The sequence below is a fragment of the Paenibacillus sp. JT22N15 genome, from assembly GCF_059383755.1.
The window spans coordinates 435,326-457,283 of the sequence record NZ_JBXENV010000001.1 but is presented as its reverse complement, the minus strand read 5'-3'; the positions used below and the strand labels follow the sequence as shown (position 1 = coordinate 457,283).

The following is a 21,958-nucleotide window of genomic DNA, read 5'->3' as shown; positions in this document are numbered from 1 at the left end:
AAGCATTGACAGTATGTACAGACTGAATTACTATGGTTCTATAAAGAAACACTGTTACCAAACAAAAACTCACTTGGCTAACCCACGGTAATGGTGCTTATTTTTAAAGGTTTGGTAACAGTGTTTCTTTAAAAATACATTGTATATTAATAGGAGGACGTTATATGAATATTCAGGGGAAATGGACACTTGTTACGGGGGCATCATCAGGTATAGGAGAGCAGTTCGCCAGACAATTGGCGGAGAAAGGCAGTCACTTGGTGCTTGTAGCGCGGTCGGAGAGCAAGCTGAAAAGTCTGGCCACCGAGCTTAGCAAGAAGCACGGCATACAAGCAAAGGTCATTGCGCTGGATCTGTCCAAGGAGGGTGCGCCGAGCGAGCTGTATCAGCAATGCCAGCAGCTGAAGCTGGATATTGAGCTGCTTATTAATAATGCAGGCTTTGCTACACATGGTTTGTTCGAGCAAGTATCGGGCGAGCGCCAGCATGAGGAGATTATGCTCAATGTTGCAGCGGTAGTGAACCTGACCCATCTATTTTTGCCGGGCATGCTGCGCAGAAGCTCAGGAACCGTCATTAATGTAGCATCCACCGCTGGCTTTCAGCCGCTTCCTTATATGGCCGTCTACGGGGCGACGAAAGCTTTCGTCTTATCGTTCACGGATGCTCTATCGTGGGAAAATCGCAACCGCGGCGTGAAATTTTTTGCCTTCTGTCCCGGCTCGACCGATACGGATTTCTTTAAGGTCGTAGGTACGGAATCCGCTTCCGTCGGGAAAAAAGATACACCGGAAAGAATCGTCAAGGAGGCGCTGCGCAAGCTGGCGCAAGGCAAGTCGTATTTTGTACCTGGCATGCAAAATTATCTCGGTGCGCAGCTGTCGCGCTTCGTCACCCGCAGGCAGTCGCTTCGTATCGTAGGCGGCATGCTGAAGCCGCGCTAACCATCCCATTCGCAATTACATCAACTTAGAGGAGTTATTTAAATGACAACTACAGTGAAAAAACCGAAAGCTTCCGCCAAAAGAAAAATCATCAGCCGGATGGCCTTATCCCTAGTAGGGCTGCTCGTGGCAGGTGCGCTGGTGTTTGTTGCAATACCATCCCCAGTCGACCCGGTAAAATGGATCGCGCCAACCGCGCCTGATTTCGAGGCGGAAGGGCCTTGGCAGCAGAACGACAAGCTCAGCTCCGCCCAACTGGTTACGGATGCCCCGCATTTTCCAGAGTTTATTACCTTTGATAAGGAGGGACAGCTCTATACAGGCGATTCCGACGGTAAAATCTATAAGGTTCCGTTCGATGCGCAGGGCAATCCTGGGCAGGCAGAAGTATTTGCAGATACGCAAGGAACACCCAATGGCATGATGTTTGATGCTGACGGGAATCTTATTGTGACCGATGTACAGAAAGGCCTGCTGAAGGTATCTCCAGCAGGGGAGGTAGAGCTGCTTGCCGATTCGGTCGATGGCGAGCCGATTTATTTAGCCAATGAGCTCGATATCGCGAAGGATGGCACGGTTTATTTTTCAGATACATCGAATTATGGCAAGGTGAGCTTTAAGGAGATGGCGGAAAACAAGCCGCATGGACGGCTGCTGAAATATGATCCGGCGACGAAGCAAACCTCGGTGCTGCTGGACGGTCTTTATTTTGCCAATGGAATTGCGCTGTCTGCTGATGAGGATTATGTACTGGTGGCGGAGTCGTATCACTATCAGATGACCCGTTATTGGCTTGCGGGCGAGAAGCAGGGGACGGCGGATATTTTTGCTGAAAATATGGCGGGCTTCCCGGACAATGTAACGCGCGATGCACAAGGGAACTTCTGGGTCGGCATTTTCACGACCCGCTTGGCGTTTGCCGATCAAATGCACAGCAGCCCGTGGCTGGCTGGACTGATGGCTAAAGTGCCGCAAGCGCTGCTTAATGGTGCCAGCGCCCCGGTGAAGCATGGGCTTGTCGCCAAATACAGCCCGCAAGGGGAGCTGCTTGAGAGCTGGCATGACCCGGAGGGCACGCTTTATGGCATAACGACAGCGGTCAATCATAACGGTTATTTATATATCGGGACTGCGCCAGGCGGCAGTGAAGGCGTGTATCGCGTGCCTTTGTCCCAGTAACTATCCAAAGAGCCCCGACTTTTCCGCGAGCCCAGTGCCATTCGTTTTCGTATTCATTATTTAAATTGGAAAATCAATAATCTCTATTAGACGGCAGCAGGAAACAGGTGATAAGGTGAATTTAACTTAATTCATATTATAATCATGTGAATAGTGGTATATTGACTTTTTATCCTGAAAGGAGCCACAAGCATGAAATTTGCTTTATTCAGCTTGCTGATGAATATTCCCAATGCCGTCACTGGAGAGGCGCTCACCACGCAGCAAAAATTTCAAAATGTGCTAAATCAGGCGGTGCTGGCAGAAAAGCTTGGCTTTGACGCTTATGGGGTGGGGGAGCGGCATGGCGCGCCGTTTTTGTCCTCGTCGCCTCCGGTCATTCTCACGGCGATTGCCGCCAGAACGTCGCGCATTCGTCTGCTTACGACAGTTACCGTATTGAGCGTGCTTGACCCGGTGCGCGTAGCCGAGGATTATGCAACGCTGGACCATCTGTCCGGCGGGCGGCTGGAGCTCATTATTGGCAAGGGCAATGATCCGCGGCATTATCCGCTGTTTGGCATTACGGAAGAGGAGCAGTGGGAATCGATGGCGGAGCGGTATGCCCTGCTTAATCGGCTATGGACCGAGGAAGAGGTAAGCTGGGAAGGCCGCTACCGCACTCCGCTCGACAAGGTGACGACGCAGCCGCGCCCCTTCCAAGCGCGCATTCCAATCTGGCATGGGAGCGCATCGAGCCCGCTATCGACGGAGCTGGCGGCTAAATACGGAGAGCCGATTTTTTCCTCCAACAGCTTTCATCCACAGGCGAAATATAAGGCGCTGATTGATCATTACCGTGAGCGCTGGGCGTTTTACGGGCATGATCCGAAGGATGCGGTCGTTGGCTCGGGAGCCGGCAGCTTATATTTGGCGGACACGAATGAAGAAGCGATTAGGCGCTACCGCCCCTATTATAACGCTTTTCAGTCAACGGATTCTGCGAAGCATAATCAATCGCCGTTCAAGGATTTGGAGGATAATATTGCGAATGGTCCCGCCCTTGTCGGCAGTGCGGAGCATGTGATTGAGAAGATTTTGGATTATCAACAAGCGTTTGGGCACGAGGTGCTGAGCATAAGCGTGGATGGGCTGACGGAGGCGGAGCAGCGCGAGCAGATGGAGCGTTTTGCCGCTGATGTCATTCCGGTATTGAAGCGGGAAATTCCGAGCAAGGTTTGGGAAGGCAAACCGTTATTCTCGTACCAGAAGGTCTGATAGTCAGGCAATACTGCAACGTTTTGCCGTCAAGCCGAGTAAAGCCAGGAGGAATTTCCTCTTGGCTTTACTTGGTTTGAAACGGTTTTTTTCTCATTCTATGGCAGCTGGTGCAGCTAGTCAAATAAGATCAGCTCTACTTCAATGACGGTTTGCTGCGGCAAATATTCTCCCTCCATTTGCGATTTAAGCAAGGTGACAGCTGCTTGGGCAAGCCGATTTTCGTTTTGGCTGACATAGGAAATGCCCGGAAGGTCGGGATTATCGAAGGAGACGATTTCGGTTTCCCGGCGGTCAAGCTTCCCAAGCGATTGATAGGCAATTTGAGCCGTTTCGGCGGATAAAGCGTAGATGGCGCTCACCTCGGGATGAAGGCTAAGGAAGGCCGTGACGTATGGCTCGGCTTGGTCTGTACGTAAAATATCGAGCGGAACATGGCACCACAGTGTTTTGTCAATGGAGATACGTTTATCGATATATGCCTTCTCAAAGCCCAGCGTGCGGTCTTCAATCGCTGTATTCGTATTGTCGGGCGAGATTAAAGCAATATTTTGATGCCCTTTGCTTAATAAATAATTGATCGTCTCGTAGGACCCGGCTGCGTTATCTGAAATAATTTGATAAGTATCAATGTTTCGCAGGTAACGGTCAATAAATACAAAGGGAAACTTATCGAGCGATAATCGCAGCAGCGATTCGTTGTATTTCTCGTCCTCGGTTGGGAAAACGATAATTCCCTTTACCCCGATTTCGGTCAATTTGTTAATCGCTTTTGACTCTTCCACAGAGGACTCCCTCGTAATATGCAAAATCGTCTGGTACCCGGCTTCCTTCGCATGAAGCTCTACGTAATCGACCAGCTTTTGAATGACCTTCGTCTTCAGAGTAGGAATAATAAACCCAATAATGTCATTCAAACCTTCGGCAGGCGGACGGCTTGGCAGCTCTGTTTTTACGCTGAGGGCCTCATCGTTCACTTGAGCGACGAAGGTGCCCTTTCCTTGTATACGGGTGATCAGTCCTTCTTCCGCCAGCGAGATCAAGGCATTTTTCACCGTAATTTTGCTGACCCGGAATTCCTCCATAATTTCTTGCTCGGAAGGAACTCTGTCCTTGTAGCGCAATTCGCCTGTTAAAATCCGCTCTCTGTAATAGCTTTGTATTTGTTTGTATAAAGGCAATTTGCCCATTGGCGCCACCTCAAAAGGAAAGATAATTATACTATATCATCAAAATAGAGGGAGTTAAAAGAAAAATATAATTAAGTGATTTTTATAACCAATTGGATATATAATATCGCTATTTTTTATTCTATAATCCAAATAGAAAGCGGTTACAATTCGAAATGCCCATCCATAACTAAAGCGGAGGTCAACAAAATGAGAAAAGCGAAAGCGTTATCAATGGCAAGCACCTTGTTTTTGGCAGTAACGATGTTATCTGGTTGCGGAAGTGCAAGCAATGGCAATGAGGATTCCTCCAAGACAGGTGCATCTCCATCGGAGCAGGCGTCCGCTCCTGCTAAAACAGACGCAGGTGAGAAAGTTACGCTGAGCGTCGTTCACTACATGGTTGAGAAGCCGAAGGTAGATACCTTCAAGAAGCTGACAGACAAATTCACTGAGCTGAATCCAAACGTAAGCTTCGATATCTCGGTTATGCCGGTAGATAAATACAACGATAACATTAAGTTGAAAGTCAGCGCAGGAGATACGCCTGACATTATATTTGGACGCCCTGCAGGCATGGTTGACATGACGAAGGCTGGAGCCTTCCTGGACGTCACGAATGAGACTTTTGTTAAAAGGGTCGACCCAGCCTATATTCCAAATGTCACTTATGAAGGCAAGGTATACGGTTTGCCGATTGACTTGATGACGAATGCCGTCATTTACAACAAGGATTTATTTAAAGAGGCAGGCGTTGAGGTGCCGAAAACCTATTCGGAGCTGCTGAAGGCTGCGGAGACGCTGCAATCCAAAGGGATTACGCCATTTGCAGCCTCATGGAAGGATGGAGCTTCCTACATGAGCTTTATGTGGCCGGACATGTGGGGGACGCTGCTCGTGAACAACCCAGATTATGCGAGCAAAATTATAGCTGGCGAAAAAAGCTTCTCGGACGTTGCTGGCTATAAAGACTTCCTGCAGCGCGTAAACCAGCTTAGCGCCTATGCGAACAGCGACGCGAAAGATATTGATTATGACCGTTCCCTGCAATATTTTGCACAAGGCAAAGCAGCGATGGATATTATGGGCAGCTTTGCGATTGGCAGCATTCGCAGTTACAATCCAAGTGGCAATTTCGGAGTGTTTATGTACCCGGCGACTGATAATCCAGAAGACAACTACATGACGTATTCCACGGATGACACATGGATGATCGGGGCCAAGTCGGCGAATGTCGAGCTGGCGAAAAAATTCTTTGATTTTATGGCCTCCGATGAGGGAGCGCAAATTTGGGCGGATGGCGTACAGACCATCAGTACGATATCCAAAGATATTAAACCAGCGCAGCAGGACCCGATCTCGGCTGAGTTCCAAGCCGTTTTCCAATCCGGAAAAATTGTCAACAATCAGGTGAAGCCGCTTTGGTACGGCCAATATGACGATACATGGCAAAAAGTGATGACCTTCTTCCTCGTTACCGACCCTGCCGAGCGCAATGTGGATGAGACGATTAAGAAGCTGGATGATGGCTTTGCAAAAATCAATAAAATGAATTAACAGCTCTAGCTTTTCGGCGCTTGAATCGTATAGGGGCGCCGAAAAGCTCTACATTCTTATTAAAGATTTGGCGGTGAGTGGATGAAGAGACTATACAAAAACAACCTCGTAACCTTTACGTTCCTGATTCCGGCTCTTTTATTTTTTTCTTTAGTTGTCATTTTCCCCTTTTTCCGCGGGCTGAACATTGCGTTTACCAATTGGGATGGCATCAGCCCAACCTATGACTATGTTGGCTTGCGCAACCTCAAGCTGCTGTTCAGCGACACCGATGCTATCGAGCCGATTAAAAATACGTTGTTTTTCGCTTTTTCAACGACAATTCTCGTGAACGTATTGGGTCTTTTGCTAGCCGTGGCGCTCAATACCAAATTCAAAGGGGTCAACCTGTTAAAGACGTTTATTTTTATGCCGATGGTCATCAGCCTTGTGTTGGCCTCCATTATTTGGCGCTATATTTACAGTGATATTTATCCGATTTTATTCCACACCGATAGCGGTCTGCTTGGCAATCCTTCAACTGCCATGCTGGGCATTGTCATCATTGCTGTTTGGAAAGAGGTAGGTCTTGCGATGGTCATCTATTATGCGGGCCTGCAAACCATTCCCAAAGACATGTATGAATCGGCCCGCATTGATGGCGCTGGCATCGTACAGCAGTTCCGCAGCATTACAATCCCATTGCTGATGCCTGCCTTTACGTATTGCATTCCTTTGTGGCTCGGTACGGGGTTGAGGCAATTTGATTATTCGATGGTTGCGACAAAAGGCGGTCCAGGAACGTCTTCCCAGACGATGGCTATGTATGTCTACAATTACGAATTCCCTTATTTCAAGGCAGGCTACGGGCAGATGTCCGCCATTGTGCTTTTCGCGTTCATTCTCTTTATTACCGTTCTCGTTACCGGCTATTTCCGCAGAAGGGAGGTGGAATATTGAACACATCGCGAGCAACCAAGCGCTCTAAGTGGGTGGAACGAATTCGCATTGCTATCCTTTATGCAATCGGCCTGCTGTTCTTGTTCCCCTTCTATATCGCAATCGTCTATTCCATTAAGACGCCGATGGAGACGGCCGAAAGTCCGCTCAGCTTTCCCAAGCACATTTCATGGAGCAATTATGCGGATGCTATTGAAGCCTCCAACTTTTTCCTTGCGCTGCGCAACAGTGTGGTGACAACGTCGGCGACGGTTGCTCTGACGATTCTCGTCTGTTCCATGGGAGCTTACGTCATTGCCCGAAACAATAACCGCTTTTATACGTTTTTCTATTATTTATTTATGTCGAGCATTATGCTGCCGTTTCAGGTGCTGATGTTTCCGCTATACAAAACCTGGGCGGACCTTCATATTTTGAATACGCTGCCGGGGCTCATCACCTCGTTGACGGGCGTGCAAATCGGTTATTTTTGCTTCCTTTATGTCGGCTTTATCAAGACGGTTCCGAGGGAGCTGGAAGAGTCGGCTTTGCTGGACGGAGCTTCACGGTATCGGACGTTTTTTAGTATTATTTTTCCGCTGCTGAAGCCTATTAACATGACGATCATCGTACTTAGCGCCCTGGGGGCGTGGAACGATTTTGTTGTTTCTATGGTGCTTGTGCAGAAAAAAGCGGTTTCCACGCTGCCGCTCGTGCAATTCCAGTTTTTCGGCGAATATACGTCTCAGGTGAATATGGCATTCGCAGCTATTATCCTGTCCATGATTCCTATTATGATCTTCTACGGATTCGCTCAGCGCTATATTATTGGCGGCGTAACGGCGGGCGCGGTAAAAGGCTAACGACGAAATGAGGCTCACAACGATGAAAGATGCAGCTAATCCAGTAAATAAACAGCTTTTTCCTAATCCCTTTATCGAACAAAGAGCGGACCCGTGGATTTACCGGCATTCGGACGGATATTATTATTTTACAGCATCCGTGCCTGAATTCGACCGAATTGAGCTGCGCAGGGCAAAGGGGCTGACGGAGCTTGCCGAAAGTACGCCAGTCGTTGTATGGACGAAGCCAGGCATTGGGCTAATGAGCGCTTTAATCTGGGCACCGGAAATTCATTTTATTGAAGAAAAATGGTATATCTATTTTGCGGCGGCGCCTTCCGAGGAAATCGTTGACGGCTTATTCAACCATCGCATGTTTGTCCTTGAAAATGCTTCGTCCAATCCGCTGGAAGGCAATTGGACGGAGAAGGGAAAAATCCATACCGCCTGGGACACGTTCGCGCTTGATGCGACCAGCTTCTCTCATAAGGGCAAGCAGTATCTGGTATGGGCGCAGAAAGCGCCGCATATTGCAGGCAATTCCAATTTGTATATTTCAGAGCTGGAAAATCCTTGGACGCTGCGCGGCGAGCAGGTGCTTCTGACGAAGCCGGAGCTTTCATGGGAAATGATAGGCTTCAAGGTGAACGAAGGGCCAGCCGTGCTAGCGCGAAACGGCAAGCTGTTTATCACCTATTCCGCAAGCGCAACGGATCATCATTATTGCATGGGACTTCTGACAGCAAATGCGGACTGTGATCCGCTTGATGCGGCTGCTTGGAGCAAATCGCCACAGCCGGTGTTTCAGACGAGCGAGCAGACAGGGCAATACGGACCTGGACATAGCTGCTTCACGGTTGCGGAGGACGGGCTGGAGAATGTACTTGTCTATCATGCGCGGAGCTATAAGGAGATTGTGGGCAATCCACTGTATGACCCCAATCGCCATGCCAGAATAAAAAAAATCGACTGGGATGAGGATGGGAATCCGGTATTCGGTGAACCGGAAGCTGACGATCCTTCCTAATGCCTCTGTCATGATCAAAAAATGAAGTTAGCTAGGGAGTGTCTTCAAACAGGGCGATTCACAAACGATGATAGGGCAAAAGCGGCTTATCCGTCTAGAACGGCTGGAATCACGCTATCAATCCCTCGTTTAGTGGTTTAGCGGTTTGAAGACACTTCTTGTTTTTTTTGATTGCGGAATGGAGCGATAGGTTTTGGCGCGGCGACCAGTTTCAACCCTTTATTGACGAATGGCAGATAGTTGTGATTAAATTGTTTCAAGGGAAACAATTTACACGAGGTTTCGGAATTTAATTCTCTTTCTATAGTTGGATTGTTTCCTTCGAAACAAAATTTCTGGATCGAAAAATAAAAGGAAAGGAGGGGCATGTCAATGAGCATTGCAGTTACGATTCGTGAAAGGCGGAGCATTCGGCAGTTTAACGATAAACCGATTGCGACGGAGCTGCTTCTCCAATTGTTAAATGATGCCGTGTGGGCACCTAATCATGGATTGCGGGAGCCTTGGCGCTTTATTGTAGCCCAGCGTATGGAGGCCAAAGCCAGGATGGTCGATCTCATGATGGAATCGATGTCCCATCTGAAGCGCCTTAAGCTGATGCCAGGAAAGATGAAGCAAATGATGTCGCAGCATTACAGCAAAACCCCGGCCTTTTTAATTGTTGTGATGAAAGCAGACAAAGATGCCCATAAGCAGGAGGAGGATTTTGCGGCTGTCAGCTGCCTTATCCAAAATTTTCAACTGCTCGCTTGGGAGCAAGGGATTGGGATGGTTTGGTCGACGCTTGAATGTATCCATTCTCCGTTGTTTTGTGAAGGCATCGGCGTCAAGCCGGGAGAGCGAATAGTCGGTATACTGCATATGGGCTATTATGATAAAATTCCGAAAGCGAAGACCCGGACACCTGCTGAAAAGAAACTAACCGTTCTGTAATCTGCTGCTGCGGGACATTTTTTATTGGTCAAATTGTTTCCTTTGAAACAATTTATGCGTTATACTGAAAGGAGTGAAGCTAAAAAGGATGGGTTACGCGTGGAAAAACATCAAATGAACAAGCAATATGTTTATGAAATGCTGATAAAGCTGCTGCATCAGCAAGAGCAGTTTGAGCAGGAGGAAGGTAGCTTGTTTTTACAGGAGCTGCGCAAAAGCATTGAATTCGATACGCCGCTTAATATGACGGAGATTCATGTGGTAGCCTGCATCGGGCAGCATGAGCCGCTTAATTTGACGGCAATTGCTGATAAAATGGCACTGAGCAAAGGAAATATCTCCAAGGTGACGAATCGCCTTCTCAAAAACGGCTGGGTACGTAGGACACAATTAAACGACAACAAAAAGGAAGTTTTTTTTCGTCTGACCTCGCCGGGCAAGCAGCTGTATGCCATTCATGAAGAGATACATGATAAGGCGCAAGCGCAATTTATGGGGATTTTGCATGCCTATAGCGAGGCCGAGCTTGAAGTGGTCAAGCGGTTTCTGCTGGATTTGATCGGTTTTTATGAGCAAAGCATTGCAAAGATAACGGAGCAAACCTGATGAATAATCGATGGAAAGGTGTGATGAAAGATGCATTATGGCGTAATTGTGGTAGGAGGTGGACCGGTCGGCTTGATGGTAGCCTCTGAACTGGCATTAGCTAATGTAAAAGTGTGCTTGCTGGAGCGGTTGAAGGAAACAACGCCTTATTCCCGGGCATTAACCATTCATCCTCGCACATTGGAAATTTTAGATATGCGAGGCATGACGCCGGAACTGCTGGAGAGGGGGAGGCCGATTCCAAGAGGGCATTTTGCTGGCCTCCCAACGCCGTTGGATTTTTCGATTTTGGATTCAGCCTCGAACTATACATTATTTCTGGCGCAAAGTGAAACCGAGAAGCTGCTGGAGGAACGGGCAAAAGTGCTAGGGGTAGCTATTTTCCGGGAAACGGAAGTGAAATCGATCCGCCAGCACGACGAAGGTGTTGAAGTGACGGCGATAGGAGCGGAAGGGGAATATAGGCTGACTTCTGAATACGCTGTGGGCGCTGATGGCGGGGGGAGCCTTGTCCGCAAACAACTGGGGATCGCATTTCTAGGAACGGATGCTACTTTTACCTGTATGCTTGGAGACGTCAAACTGCCCGATCTTGAGCCAGGCAAAACCGTATCCCAATTTACGGAGCAGGGCGGCATCATGATTGTACCTGTGACTAAGCACATTTACCGGGTTATTGTGTTTGATACCGAGCGGATGGCGATTCCTAAAGATGAACCAGTAACACTGGATGAACTGAAGTCCAGCATGCTGCGTGTTTATGGACAAGATTTTGGTATTCGAGAAGCGCAGTGGCTCTCGCGATTCGGCAATGCAACTCGCCAGGCTGAGCATTTTAGCAAAAACCGGGTTTTCCTGGCCGGAGATGCGGCGCATATTCATCTCCCAGCAGGAGGGCAGGGGATGAATGTCGGTTTGCAGGAGGCTGTGAATTTGGGCTGGAAGCTGGCTGCCAAGCTGAATGGCTGGGCCCCGGACTGGCTTTTGGATAGCTATCATGAGGAACGTTACCCTGTCAGCACGGCGCTGCTCCGCAATACCGAAGCGCAGGCTCTATTGATTAGACAGCTTCCGGGCGTAATGGATTTAAGAAAGCTAATGTCATCCCTTCTGCAAATTCCCGAAGCCAATGCGTTGCTGTCTGACCAAATTTCAGCCTTTAATGTGGGCTATGCGCCCGACCCGCACTCTCCGCCGCATGCCCTGAATGGACGCCGATTCTCGGAGCTTACGTTGAGGCTGGAGAGCGGCTCTCTTCTGAAATCTTATAAGCTCATGCATGCTGGCTCCTATGTATTGCTACACCTTGCGGGTGATCCCCAATTTGGCGAGCTAGTCGACTGGGAGAAATATGGACATGTGGAAGGCGTGCAAGCTTCTATAGCAGAAGCGGCTACCGATTGGGAAAATGTCCATACGGCATTGATTCGCCCAGATGGCTATATTGCGTGGGCGATTGACCGTACAGAAACGGCGCCGCTGGAGGCGGTCAATGCAGGACTTGCCCGCTGGTGTGAGCCTGGTTAAGTAATCATTGAATGGCTTGTCTAATTCCCCTGTCTCGCTGCCGAGATAGGGGTTATTTGATTTTTCTATCGTTATATCAATTAATTTTATAATTCCGATAAGATTAGTTGACTTTAAAAAAATCGACTTGTATAATGCATAAAAAGGTTGAAACATCCTGAATTTTACATGGAATGAGATTCCTTTTTATTTCTAGCATTTGGGGAGGAAACCTTGTTGAAAAAAGTAAAGATAACAATCGCCCTATTTTCGGTCCTTTTATTATTAGCAGGCTGCACAAGCGCAAAGCAGAGCTCGGGTACGACGCCCGCTTCAGCTGAAAGCTCTAGTGCCCCTTCAGAGAGCCTGGCGCCAGAAGCAAGTCCTTCACCACTGAAGGTGCTTAATTTGGGGAAAGATGTGGAGCTTGCGTCGATGGATTCCGCCATTGCGACAGACGGGCTGTCCTTCGAAGTGATTGCCGCTACAACAGAAGGCTTGTATACGATTGATGAGGATCGCGTGCCCCAACTGGCTTTAGCTGCAAAGGTAGATTTGAGCGAGGACGGCCTCCATTATACGTTTACGCTGCGAGATGCGAAGTGGTCCAATGGCACTCCGGTTACAGCGCATGATTTTGAATATGCATGGAAGCGCCTTGTTAATCCAGAAACGGCTAGTGAATACAGCTTCATCGCAGGAGTAGCCGGTTTGAAAAATGCCGATGCCATCATTGCCGGCGAGAAAAGCTTCGACGAGCTTGGCGTAAAGGCTGTTGATGACAAGACGCTGACGGTGGAGCTTGAACGCCCCATTCCTTTCTTTAACTCTATAATCGCCTTTCCTTCTTTCTTTCCTGTAAATGAAGCCTTCTTGAAGGAGAAAGGCACGGAATATGCATTGACTCCAGAAGCGCTGCTGGCCAATGGCCCGTTCAAGCTGAAGACATGGGAGGTCGGCGGAACAACCTTTTATTTGGAAAAAAATAACGAATACTATGATGCAGCCAGTGTAAAGCTGGATGGCCTGAACTATAAAATTATTAAAGATACACAGCAATCTGTCCTTGCCTACGAAAATGGAGACATCGATTACGTCGCCCTCTCTGGCGAACAAATTGCAAACTATCAGCAAAGTTCGGAATACCATAGCGTGCTGACAGGCTTCTTATGGTATTTGTCACCGAATCAGAAGGTTCCCGGTCTTGAAAATGTCAATTTGCGCAAGGCGCTCTCGCTTGCTTATGACAAAACAGCGGTCGTGGATGAAATATTGAAGGATGGCTCCATCGTAGCTGATTTTGCCGTTCCGCAGTTTTTGGCGACCGGGCCGGATGGGAAGGACTTCCGGGAAACGGCAGGCAGCTATCCATCAGGCAATAAAGAAGAAGCACTGAAATATTGGGAAAAAGCGAAAGCCGAGCTTGGCATTGATGCCATTGAGCTGGAGCTGCTGTTTGAGGATACGGAATCCGCGACGCTGGTGTCGCAGTTCATTCAGTCAGAAATTGAGACAGCGCTGCCTGGCGTAACCTTCGCGCTCAAGTCCCAGCCGAAGAAAAATCGCGTCGAGCTGATGTACAACGGCGAATATGAAGTGGGCCTGACCAGATGGGGGCCAGATTATAACGATCCGATGACCTATTTGGCGATGTGGACGACGGACAATCCGAACAATTTTGGCAAATGGAGCGAGAAAGCCTATGATGAGCTCGCGGATCGGGTGAGCAGAGGCGATCTGGCCAGCAAGCCTGAGGAACGGTGGGAAGCGTTAAAGCAGCTGGAAGCGAAAGTGCTGGAGGAAGCGGTTATTTTCCCTGTGTATCAGAAGGGCAACGCCATTTTAATTAAACCGGAGGTAACCGGTATTAATCTTGGCGCTATAGGTGGCAGTATTTCTTACAAATTAGCTGACAAACAATAACGGGCTGTTTCCTTGAAGGGCCGGATCGCAGAAGCGGAAGTTCAAGCAGCTGTGATCCGGCATTTCATCGCGAAACGATAGCTTTGCCGCCAGAGGACGGCGACAGCCGTTTACGCTTGAGAGGTGAAACGATTGAGAAACTATGTGTTAAAAAGATTAGGCTTAGCCGTTGTGACTTTGCTCGTTATTTTGCTGATGCTCTTCCTTATGCTGGAGCTTATGCCGGGCTCGCCGTTTAACGATGAGAAAATCACCCAGGCGCAGCGGGCCGTGCTGGATGCCAAATATGGCCTGGATCAGCCCGTGTTTAATCGCTTTGTCCATTATATTAAAGCGATGCTGAGCGGTGATTTCGGAGTTTCCTATGTCATTCAGAAAAATATGCCGATTTCCGCCATGCTGGAGGCGCGCCTGCCTGTATCCATACAAATCGGGTTTCAGGCCGTGCTGCTGGGAACGGCGATTGGATTGCTTCTCGGCATTGTAGCCGCTCTTAAGCACAATAGCTTTGCCGACAGCCTGACGACTTTTGTTTCGGTCATTGGTGTCAGCTTTCCCTCTTATGTATTTGCCCTTGCCTTGTCGTATTTTTTGGGATGGAAGCTCAAGTGGTTTCCGCTCTTATATAGCTCTGCATCGCCGTTTGTGTCTACCGTGCTGCCAACGATTGCCCTTTCGATGTTTACGATTGCGACCGTTGCCCGTTTTACTCGCTCTGAAATGATTGAAGTGCTTAGCTCAGAATACATACGGCTATCGGAGAGCAAGGGAGTGGGAAGCGTGAGGCTGATTATTGTTCATGCGCTGCGTAATGCGCTCATTCCCATTATTACGGTGCTGGCGCCGCTCGTTGTCGCTTTAATGACCGGCAGTCTCGTTATTGAGCAGATTTTCGCCATTCCCGGCATCGGCAGTTTGCTCGTGACGGCGATTCAAATCAATGACTACAACGTCATCATCGCCGTATCCTTCCTTTACAGCATGATGTTTATTGCGATTATGCTGGCTGTAGATGTTTTATATGGCGTCATCGATCCGCGCATTCGTTTGGCGAAGGGGGAGAAGCATGGGTAATCCGGTTCAATCTTATACAGGTACAGGTGGCGACTTCGAGCTTGCTGGCAATAGCGAGCGCGCGCAAATCGATCATACCTATACGAGCCAGTCGTATGGGAGGGATGCCTTCCTGCGGTTTAAGGCGAATAAAGGCGCGGTTTTTGGCCTAGTCATTATTATTATCATTTCTTTTTTCGCCGCCTTCGGGCCGATGATGAATGAGCATACGTATAAATCAATCCATATTAAGCATAAAAGCTTGCCTCCGCGCATCGAGGGCTTGGAGCATTTTTTTATTTTTAACGGGGTAGCCAATGGGGTTAATACGTACGAACAGAAAGGGCTGACCGATGTCTATTATATTTTCGGCACCGATACACTGGGGCGCGATTTATGGACCCGTACCTGGGAGGGGACGCGCATTTCCTTGTACATCGCGGTAATTGCCGTTGCAGTAGATATGATGATCGGCATGTGTTATGGCCTTGTTTCCGGTTATTTCGGCCGTTCGGTTGACAATGTCATGCAGCGATTTATTGAAATTTTAAGTGGCATCCCGAATTTGGTCATTGTGACGCTGCTCATTGTCGTGCTAAAGCCGGGGTTTGTAACGATAACGCTCGCCTTAATGATTACAGGCTGGATTGGGATGAGCCGGGTAGCACGGGCGCAAATTTTAAAGCTGAAGGAACAGGAGTTTGTGCTCGCGTCCCGAACGCTCGGGGCGGGTCATTTCCGTATTATTTTCAAAGATATTTTACCGAATATTTTCGGGCAAATCATTATTATGTCGATGTTTTCAGTTCCTAGCGCGATCTTTACCGAAGCTTTTCTGGCGTTTATCGGTCTGGGCATTCCTCAGCCCATGGCGTCATTAGGCTCGCTCATTAGCGAAAGCTTCAAGTCGATGACGATTTATCCGTATATGATTGTCGCCCCGGTCGTTGTACTGGCGCTGCTGATGCTGAGCTTCAATCTGCTCGCAGACGGGCTGCGCGATGCGCTTGATCCGAAAATGAAAGAAAGCTAGGAGGGGGAAGCAGATGAGCGAAACGGTGCTTTCAATCCGTAATTTATCGATCTCGTTTCAAACGGCGAGTGGGCTCGTAAATGCCATACGCGGAGTGGATCTTGAATTGCGCAAAGGGGAAACGGTCGCGATTGTCGGGGAATCTGGCAGCGGAAAGTCCGTTACGGTAAAGGCAATCATGCGAATCTTGAGCAGCAATGGGCAAATTAATGCCGGCTCTATCCTATTTCACTATGAGGATAATGGCAAGCGTGTGACCCAGGATCTGCTTAAGCTGTCACAAAAGGAAATGCGCTCGCAAATCAATGGCAGGCGAATCGCCATGGTGTTTCAAGATCCGATGACGTCGCTGAATCCGACGATGACCGTCGGCAACCAAATTATGGAAAGCATAATCATCCATTTGAAAAAAAACCGCTCCGAAGCGCGCAAGCGGGCGCTGGAACTGCTGCATCTCGTTGGTATAAGCGATCCTGAGAAGCGGATGAAATGCTACCCGCATCAGCTGTCCGGCGGCATGCGTCAGCGTGTCGTCATAGCGATTATGCTCGCCTGCGACCCGGAGGTGCTCATTTGCGATGAGCCAACGACGGCGCTTGATGTGACGATTCAGGCTAAAATTTTAGAGCTGATCAAAACGATTCAAGCGAAAACGGGCATTTCGGTCATCTATATCACGCATGATTTAGGCGTCGTTGCGAAGGTAGCCGACTATGTGACGGTCATGTACGCGGGAAAAATGATTGAGCGGGGGACGGTGGAAGAAATTTTTTACGATCCTCGCCACCCATATACATGGGGGCTGCTTTCCTCAATGCCGGACATGGGCTCGCCGAATGAAAAGCTGTACACGATTCCCGGCAGTCCGCCGAATTTGCTTCATCCCATTACTGGGGATGCGTTCGCACCGCGAAATGTCCATGCGCTAAACATTGATTTTAAGCTGGAGCCGCCCATGTTTAAAGTTACGGACACGCATTATGCGGCGACCTGGCTGCTGCATGAGAATGCGCCGAAGATCGAAATGTCAGAGACGCTGAAAGCAAGATTGGGCAAGGTGGCGAAGGAGGTGGGGAGCGAGTGGGAAGAGAAACCATCTTACGAGTTGCTGATCTGAAGCAGCATTTTAGAGTAAGCAAGCATTATACAGTGAAGGCGGTAAATGGGGTTTCCTTTGACATCCATAAAGGGGAAACCTATGGGCTCGTAGGAGAGTCAGGCAGCGGCAAGTCGACGATTGGGCGAACGATTATTCGGCTGTATGAGCCAACGGCGGGCGCGATTGCTTTTCAAGGTGCGGATATTTCCGGGACGCTGAGGGAGAAGGAGCAGACGCTGCTGCGCACCAAGATGCAGATGATTTTTCAAGATCCGATGGCCTCGCTTAATCCGCGGAAAAAAGTAATCGACATTATTGCGCAGGGGCTGGACATTCATAAGCTGTACCGAACGAAGCAGGAGCGCCAAGAGAAGGTAGAGCGCATACTCGAAAAAGTAGGGCTGTCGCGCGAGCATGCAAACCGTTATCCGCACCAGTTTTCGGGCGGACAGCGGCAGCGCATAGGCATAGCCCGGGCACTTATTATGGAGCCGGGGCTTATTATCGCCGATGAGGCGATCAGCGCCCTCGATGTGTCGATTCAGGCGCAGGTTGTGAATTTGCTTAAGAGCATTCAAGAGGAAACAAACACAGCCTTTTTGTTCATTTCCCATGATTTATCGATGGTCAGATATATTTCTGATCGAATCGGTGTGCTGCATTTAGGCTATTTAGTCGAGACGGGAACGACGGAGGATATTTTCGAGCGCCCCGTACATCCGTATACGAAGTCGCTGTTGTCGGCGATTCCCCATGCCAATCCGTTGAAGGAAAAAACGAGAGTCACCCTCTCCTACGACTATGCAAGCAGCGGGATCGATTATGCGAGAGGGACGGAGCAGGCCGTTTCTGCGACTCACAGCGTGCTTGCTACCGAGGAGGATTTTTCATTGTGGATCGGCAGATAAATGAATGCAAGCGGCATGCGATAAAAGGGGCTGGCAGCATAGTTAGCAATGAGCTGTTTGTTGTTTTTATGGTTTGCTAATGGTTGTATGTTTTTTGTGCTCAATCGGTTAGCGTTTGCTAATTCTCGGTTGCTTACAGCTGTTATCCCCTTAGCTCAGAAGAGCCGCATGTGCAGGTTAACACGTCTTACCCCTCGTAATTAACCTCTTCTTTGTTCATTTTTGTTGTTGGGAGGCAGGCTGTTGGTATCTCCAGCCGCAGCCTTCAAGCTTTCTGAGCTAAGGGGATAATGGCCCAAAGCGCCGCGAAGCATGTATCTATGCTGGAAGGGAGAAAGGGAGTTGTCTATTAAACAACTCCCACATTTAATTACAATTGAAAAGGCGAATTTTATGTTTCATCTATGCGCATTGGATTCGGTATTTCCACGTATAAGGGCGTTTCGCCGCGCTGGTGAAAACGGCTGAGCAGATTTGCCTTTGCCGGGAGCGTAGCGCTGGTTAATAAATCTTGAATAAGATTGTGCAAAAGCGCATGGGAGGATGCTTGCTTGATTTCTTGCAGCACGTCGCTTGCGATCGCCCAGTACACCTGCTCTTCCTGACCGCTATAATACGAAATTCGTGCAATTAGATGGGAGAGATGGTTAACGAAAAAATAATATTTTAAGCGATGGCGCGCCTGCTCCTCGGAATAGAGGACAGGGCTGTCTTCCCGCAGCAAGGTGTTAATCCAGCCCCGCTGCTTGGCCAATTCAACGTTAATGCTAATGCCCTCAAGATCTCTAACATAAAAAGTGCTGGGCATGCCTTGGTGCAAGCGGAGCATCGCATTTTGCACATGCGCTTCCAGGCTTATGCCCGTTTCCGCGTATAAATGCAGCAGCGGCTTCATCGACAAGTGCAAATATTGGCGCAGCCAATTTGTCCAGTCAGGCTGCAAATGACTCCGTCGTATACTCCTCTCGAATAGCATCAATCGCCCTTGAGGCGTCAAGCGTTCGCAGCAGCTGCTCGGGCGTATTCTCACGAATGAAATTCGTAATCCGAATGTGCAGCGACAGCTTGTAAAAGCAAGCTTGCTCCGGGTTCCATACCGTTCGCACAGATGAGGTCGGGTATACGAGTGGCCCGGTATCCCCTAAATCTACAAGCATTCCTTGCTCCAGCAATTTTTGCACAGGCGCAAGGCTGCGTACATATTCTGCCTGCCAAGGATGGCAAGGCAGAAGCCTATAATCGCCGCTCGCCGCGCCAAGCTTCGCTTCGGCTGCCGCTTTCATCGCAGGCGGAATCCACGCGAAGTGCTTCTCATTCGATTGTTCGCCAAGCCAATCCTCTGCAATATATTCAGCTGCCGCAGCAAAGCAGTGAAGCGTGAAGGCGGCGCCGAATTCTGGCGAATAAGCCTGTGAATCGTTATCGGTGAAGCCTTGCAGGCTTTTTGGAGTCGGATGAAAGGGATGTCCGCAAAGTAGCGCCTGCTCCAAATAGCGGAAATCAAGGAGCCGCTCCCCTTGTTCGCGCTCCTGCTCAGCGGCATAAGCCAAATAGTGATTTAAACGCTGCTGGCTGTTATGAATAAGGGCTTTCAGCTCCGCCCGTTTTTGCGATTTAGACGCTGAGTCTGCCTGGGCGAAGCAAATTTCATCCAGCACAAGCTGAATCACTTCGGCGAACGAGTTTTTTTCCACTGCTGTGCTTCTTTTGTATAAAAGTGCTCCCCAAACACATGGTGGCCGCCCGCAGACAAATGCAGAACAGTTCCATAGATTCCAAGCTTCGTGTGCGGGAGCCAAATGACTTTCGTTATTTCAGGATGAAAAAAGGAAACATCGCTAGGCTCGAATTGCCCCGATTCGCGAAGATAGGCATTTAACAAGCGGCTGATGCTTTCTTTTTCCGAGAGCTGAACGGATGGGCTAGATAAAGTAACTTGGTTTATTTGAGCTTGCGGCATGTTGGATTAGTTCCTTTCAAACGCTGATTTATTGGGCGGAAAAATGTTTTTGCTGCCGAATATGGGCAGCGGGAAACCAGACAAGCATAGAGGCGAGCAGCATGAAGCCTCCCATCACCAAAAAGACAGAGGACAGGCCTAGCTGAGCGCCAATAAAGACACCGATGGTTGGCCCGGAAATTTGTCCTGCCATGAGGAGGCTGTTTGTTGCCCCGATTTTAACGCCTCTGTCATGGTCGGATGAGGTTTTGAGGACAGAAAGCATGACGGTTTGCAATAATGCACTGTAAAAAAAGCCTTGCAGAAAACGGACAATAAAAAGCCAGATCAAGCCAAAAGGCAGCGTCTGGGCGATGATGCAAAGGGCGCATAGTAGCCCGGCTGCGGTGAAATTGCGTGCGGGCCGATAGAAGAAATTGTCATGGTTTTACGAAAGGTCGGTGCTAAACCGAATGCCGTTGCGTTCTTCGAAGACGAATCAGCTCTATTTATTTTCATCCTTGCGGAAACGGAAGTTTCCCGTTCATCAAGGAGCAGGCAGCCATCGGATAGGCGTGCATGTGCTGTGTTTTATTTTAGAAGGCGAAGCAAGCCTCTTAATAGATGGCGTATTGTGCAGAATTCGCCCCTTCGAGCTGTATTTATTAGTGCCGGGAATGATCATTGATGTTCCGGACCGCTGCAGCCTGATTACGTATTACGGCCTTTTTTTCCAGCCTGTGATGCTCGTGAAGGAAGGCAAAAAGTTTGAAGGGGTAAAAGCATTATCGCTGTCTGGCGCTTTTTTGCCGGGCCATATTGCTATTCGCCAGCCGCAGCAGGTGCTTCAACGATTGCTGCATAGAGGGGCAGCGAGGGCGGATGCTTTTTCCTTGCGGCTGCTGTTAGAAGAATTTATTAGCTTTATTATTACAAATGCACCAGAGCAGCGTGAAGCGAGCGATGAGCGAATTGAGCGCAGCATTATTTATATGAAAGAAAACTATACGGGAAAAATAAGCATTGACCATTTGGCTGAGGCTGCCGAAATGACGACAACCGCTTACTCCCGCCTTTTTCGCAAAATGAAGGTCGCAAGCCCTATTGAATATTTAAATCAAATCCGGATGGATAAGGCGAAGCAAATACTCGATCAGGAAGATCGGCGCGTGAAGGAAGTGGCTGATTTCGTCGGCTTTCGCAGTGAGTTTTATTTTAGCCGCATGTTTCAGCGTTTAGTCGGCGTATCGCCAACCGTTTATATGAAGCGCGGAACGATGAAAATCGCGGTCGCTTCTTCACTTGGCTTTCACGAGCATTTGCAACCATCGGCATCGAGCCTGTATGCGTCGTCGATTTGTTTCAATATCCAGGGATAGGGGAACAGGCGTATAGCAAACAGTTGATTGAGCAGCATAGCGAGCTAAAGCGTTCCAAGTGCGATTTAATTATTGCAGATCATTACCATTTGCATTTTAAAGACAGCTTTAAGCAAATCGCAACACCGTATTTTCTCGATTTTTCCGTGTGGGATTGGAAACGAAACTTTGTAAAAATTGCCGAGCTTGTAAACCGGGAGCGTGAAGCCGAAGCGGTGCTGACCCGTCTGGATTTAAGCATTGAAGATGCCAAGCGGCTGCTGCACCATTCGATGGGCGAGCAACGGATTACGGTTATGCAGGTCAGTCACCGGGCGGTTGGCATTCAAGGGAAAACAGCCCATCCACTCAATGAACTCATATATAAAGAGCTTGCTCTAAAGCCGGGTGGACAAGTGCCTGAAGAGATGTGGAGGCTGGAAATTCCGCCGGAAGCGTTGCCAGTACTGGACACCGAGCATTTGTTTATTCAGAAGCATCATGTGCTGGCAGGCAGCGAGGAAATATTCAAGCGGATGACACAAACAGCCGCGTGGCAGGAGACAGGTGCCATTCAAGAAGGAAATATACATGCGATTCCTAACTGGTTCGTGATGAGCTGGACACCGTTAGGAAGGCAGCATATTATAAAAAAGCTCATTGATTTGCTGGCTAAATAGCCGATCAATGAGCTTTTTTTCGTGTAT

21 protein-coding genes and 1 pseudogene are annotated in these 21,958 nt (G+C 48.8%); 17 read left to right on the top strand and 5 right to left on the bottom strand.

The window, feature by feature from the left end; translation table 11 throughout:
- Positions 1-164: 164 nt before the first annotated feature.
- From AC50X8_RS02020 to AC50X8_RS02010, 3 genes are all read left to right on the top strand, one after another.
- The gene (locus AC50X8_RS02020; protein ID WP_056030029.1) at positions 165-944 is read left to right on the top strand and encodes an SDR family NAD(P)-dependent oxidoreductase; all 780 of its coding nucleotides are present in this window, start codon (positions 165-167) and stop codon (positions 942-944) included.
- A 42-nt stretch (positions 945-986) separates the two neighbouring features.
- Positions 987-2,123, top strand: coding sequence for an SMP-30/gluconolactonase/LRE family protein (locus tag AC50X8_RS02015; protein ID WP_494878343.1), 1,137 nt, complete (start codon positions 987-989; stop codon positions 2,121-2,123).
- Positions 2,124-2,315: 192 nt separating this feature from the next.
- Positions 2,316-3,380, top strand: coding sequence for an LLM class flavin-dependent oxidoreductase (locus AC50X8_RS02010; RefSeq protein WP_056030024.1), 1,065 nt, complete (start codon positions 2,316-2,318; stop codon positions 3,378-3,380).
- A 116-nt stretch (positions 3,381-3,496) separates the two neighbouring features.
- Here AC50X8_RS02010 and AC50X8_RS02005 read toward each other — a convergent pair whose 3' ends face one another.
- Complete coding sequence (locus tag AC50X8_RS02005; RefSeq protein ID WP_056030022.1) at positions 3,497-4,570, bottom strand: GntR family transcriptional regulator; 1,074 nt, start codon at positions 4,568-4,570, stop codon at positions 3,497-3,499.
- 189 nt (positions 4,571-4,759) lie between these two features.
- Here AC50X8_RS02005 and AC50X8_RS02000 point away from each other — a divergent pair, with 189 nt between their 5' ends.
- The 12 genes from AC50X8_RS02000 to AC50X8_RS01945 all read left to right on the top strand — a co-directional run bounded on the left by AC50X8_RS02000 (position 4,760) and on the right by AC50X8_RS01945 (position 17,954).
- Complete coding sequence (locus AC50X8_RS02000; protein WP_494858047.1) at positions 4,760-6,106, top strand: ABC transporter substrate-binding protein; 1,347 nt, start codon at positions 4,760-4,762, stop codon at positions 6,104-6,106.
- 81 nt (positions 6,107-6,187) lie between these two features.
- A complete protein-coding gene (locus tag AC50X8_RS01995) occupies positions 6,188-7,045 on the top strand; it encodes a carbohydrate ABC transporter permease (RefSeq protein WP_494878341.1) in 858 nt (285 codons plus the stop codon).
- A complete protein-coding gene (locus AC50X8_RS01990; RefSeq protein WP_056030015.1) occupies positions 7,042-7,887 on the top strand; it encodes a carbohydrate ABC transporter permease in 846 nt (281 codons plus the stop codon). The genes AC50X8_RS01995 and AC50X8_RS01990 overlap by 4 nt, the downstream gene beginning before the upstream one ends.
- A 7-nt stretch (positions 7,888-7,894) precedes the next feature.
- Positions 7,895-8,893: a glycoside hydrolase family 43 protein gene (locus AC50X8_RS01985; RefSeq protein ID WP_494878338.1), complete on the top strand. Its 999-nt coding sequence runs from the start codon at positions 7,895-7,897 to the stop codon at positions 8,891-8,893.
- A 372-nt stretch (positions 8,894-9,265) separates the two neighbouring features.
- Positions 9,266-9,826: a nitroreductase family protein gene (locus AC50X8_RS01980; protein WP_494878336.1), complete on the top strand. Its 561-nt coding sequence runs from the start codon at positions 9,266-9,268 to the stop codon at positions 9,824-9,826.
- Positions 9,827-9,925: 99 nt separating this feature from the next.
- Positions 9,926-10,432 carry a MarR family transcriptional regulator gene (locus AC50X8_RS01975; RefSeq protein ID WP_056030006.1) on the top strand — a complete coding sequence of 169 codons (507 nt, stop codon included), beginning with the start codon at positions 9,926-9,928 and terminating at the stop codon, positions 10,430-10,432.
- Between the two features lie 30 nt (positions 10,433-10,462).
- On the top strand, positions 10,463-11,959 hold the full coding sequence (locus tag AC50X8_RS01970) for a monooxygenase (RefSeq protein WP_494858057.1): 1,497 nt from the start codon (positions 10,463-10,465) through the stop codon (positions 11,957-11,959).
- Positions 11,960-12,175: 216 nt separating this feature from the next.
- On the top strand, positions 12,176-13,861 hold the full coding sequence (locus AC50X8_RS01965) for a peptide ABC transporter substrate-binding protein (protein ID WP_494878334.1): 1,686 nt from the start codon (positions 12,176-12,178) through the stop codon (positions 13,859-13,861).
- A gap of 132 nt (positions 13,862-13,993) precedes the next feature.
- Positions 13,994-14,935: an ABC transporter permease gene (locus AC50X8_RS01960; protein ID WP_494878689.1), complete on the top strand. Its 942-nt coding sequence runs from the start codon at positions 13,994-13,996 to the stop codon at positions 14,933-14,935.
- Positions 14,928-15,947, top strand: a complete 1,020-nt coding sequence (gene opp3C / locus AC50X8_RS01955; RefSeq protein WP_494878332.1) for an oligopeptide ABC transporter permease — start codon at positions 14,928-14,930, stop codon at positions 15,945-15,947. Before AC50X8_RS01960 ends, opp3C begins: the two co-directional genes overlap by 8 nt.
- Before the next feature lie 13 nt (positions 15,948-15,960).
- Entirely contained in the window at positions 15,961-17,064 is a 1,104-nt protein-coding gene (locus tag AC50X8_RS01950; RefSeq protein WP_494878330.1) for an ABC transporter ATP-binding protein, read from the top strand.
- Positions 17,028-17,954, top strand: coding sequence for an ABC transporter ATP-binding protein (locus tag AC50X8_RS01945; RefSeq protein WP_494878328.1), 927 nt, complete (start codon positions 17,028-17,030; stop codon positions 17,952-17,954). Before AC50X8_RS01950 ends, AC50X8_RS01945 begins: the two co-directional genes overlap by 37 nt.
- A 391-nt stretch (positions 17,955-18,345) precedes the next feature.
- Here the strand turns inward: AC50X8_RS01945 and AC50X8_RS01940 are convergent, their stop codons facing one another.
- The 4 genes and pseudogenes from AC50X8_RS01940 to AC50X8_RS01925 all read right to left on the bottom strand — a co-directional run.
- Positions 18,346-18,897 (bottom strand): IucA/IucC family C-terminal-domain containing protein, encoded by a 552-nt coding sequence (locus tag AC50X8_RS01940; protein WP_494878326.1) that lies wholly within the window; start codon positions 18,895-18,897, stop codon positions 18,346-18,348.
- The gene (locus tag AC50X8_RS01935) at positions 18,887-19,648 is read right to left on the bottom strand and encodes an IucA/IucC family protein (protein ID WP_056029984.1); all 762 of its coding nucleotides are present in this window, start codon (positions 19,646-19,648) and stop codon (positions 18,887-18,889) included. Before AC50X8_RS01935 ends, AC50X8_RS01940 begins: the two co-directional genes overlap by 11 nt.
- Positions 19,621-19,914 (bottom strand): hypothetical protein, encoded by a 294-nt coding sequence (locus AC50X8_RS01930; RefSeq protein ID WP_494878324.1) that lies wholly within the window; start codon positions 19,912-19,914, stop codon positions 19,621-19,623. The genes AC50X8_RS01935 and AC50X8_RS01930 overlap by 28 nt, the downstream gene beginning before the upstream one ends.
- A 28-nt stretch (positions 19,915-19,942) precedes the next feature.
- A pseudogene (locus AC50X8_RS01925) lies at positions 19,943-20,281 on the bottom strand (MFS transporter); the annotation flags it as partial.
- A gap of 133 nt (positions 20,282-20,414) precedes the next feature.
- Between AC50X8_RS01925 and AC50X8_RS01920 the strand changes: the two are divergent.
- Entirely contained in the window at positions 20,415-21,272 is an 858-nt protein-coding gene (locus tag AC50X8_RS01920) for a helix-turn-helix transcriptional regulator (protein ID WP_494878323.1), read from the top strand.
- Positions 21,251-21,931, top strand: a complete 681-nt coding sequence (locus AC50X8_RS01915) for an ABC transporter substrate-binding protein (protein ID WP_494878318.1) — start codon at positions 21,251-21,253, stop codon at positions 21,929-21,931. Before AC50X8_RS01920 ends, AC50X8_RS01915 begins: the two co-directional genes overlap by 22 nt.
- Positions 21,932-21,958: the final 27 nt, after the last annotated feature.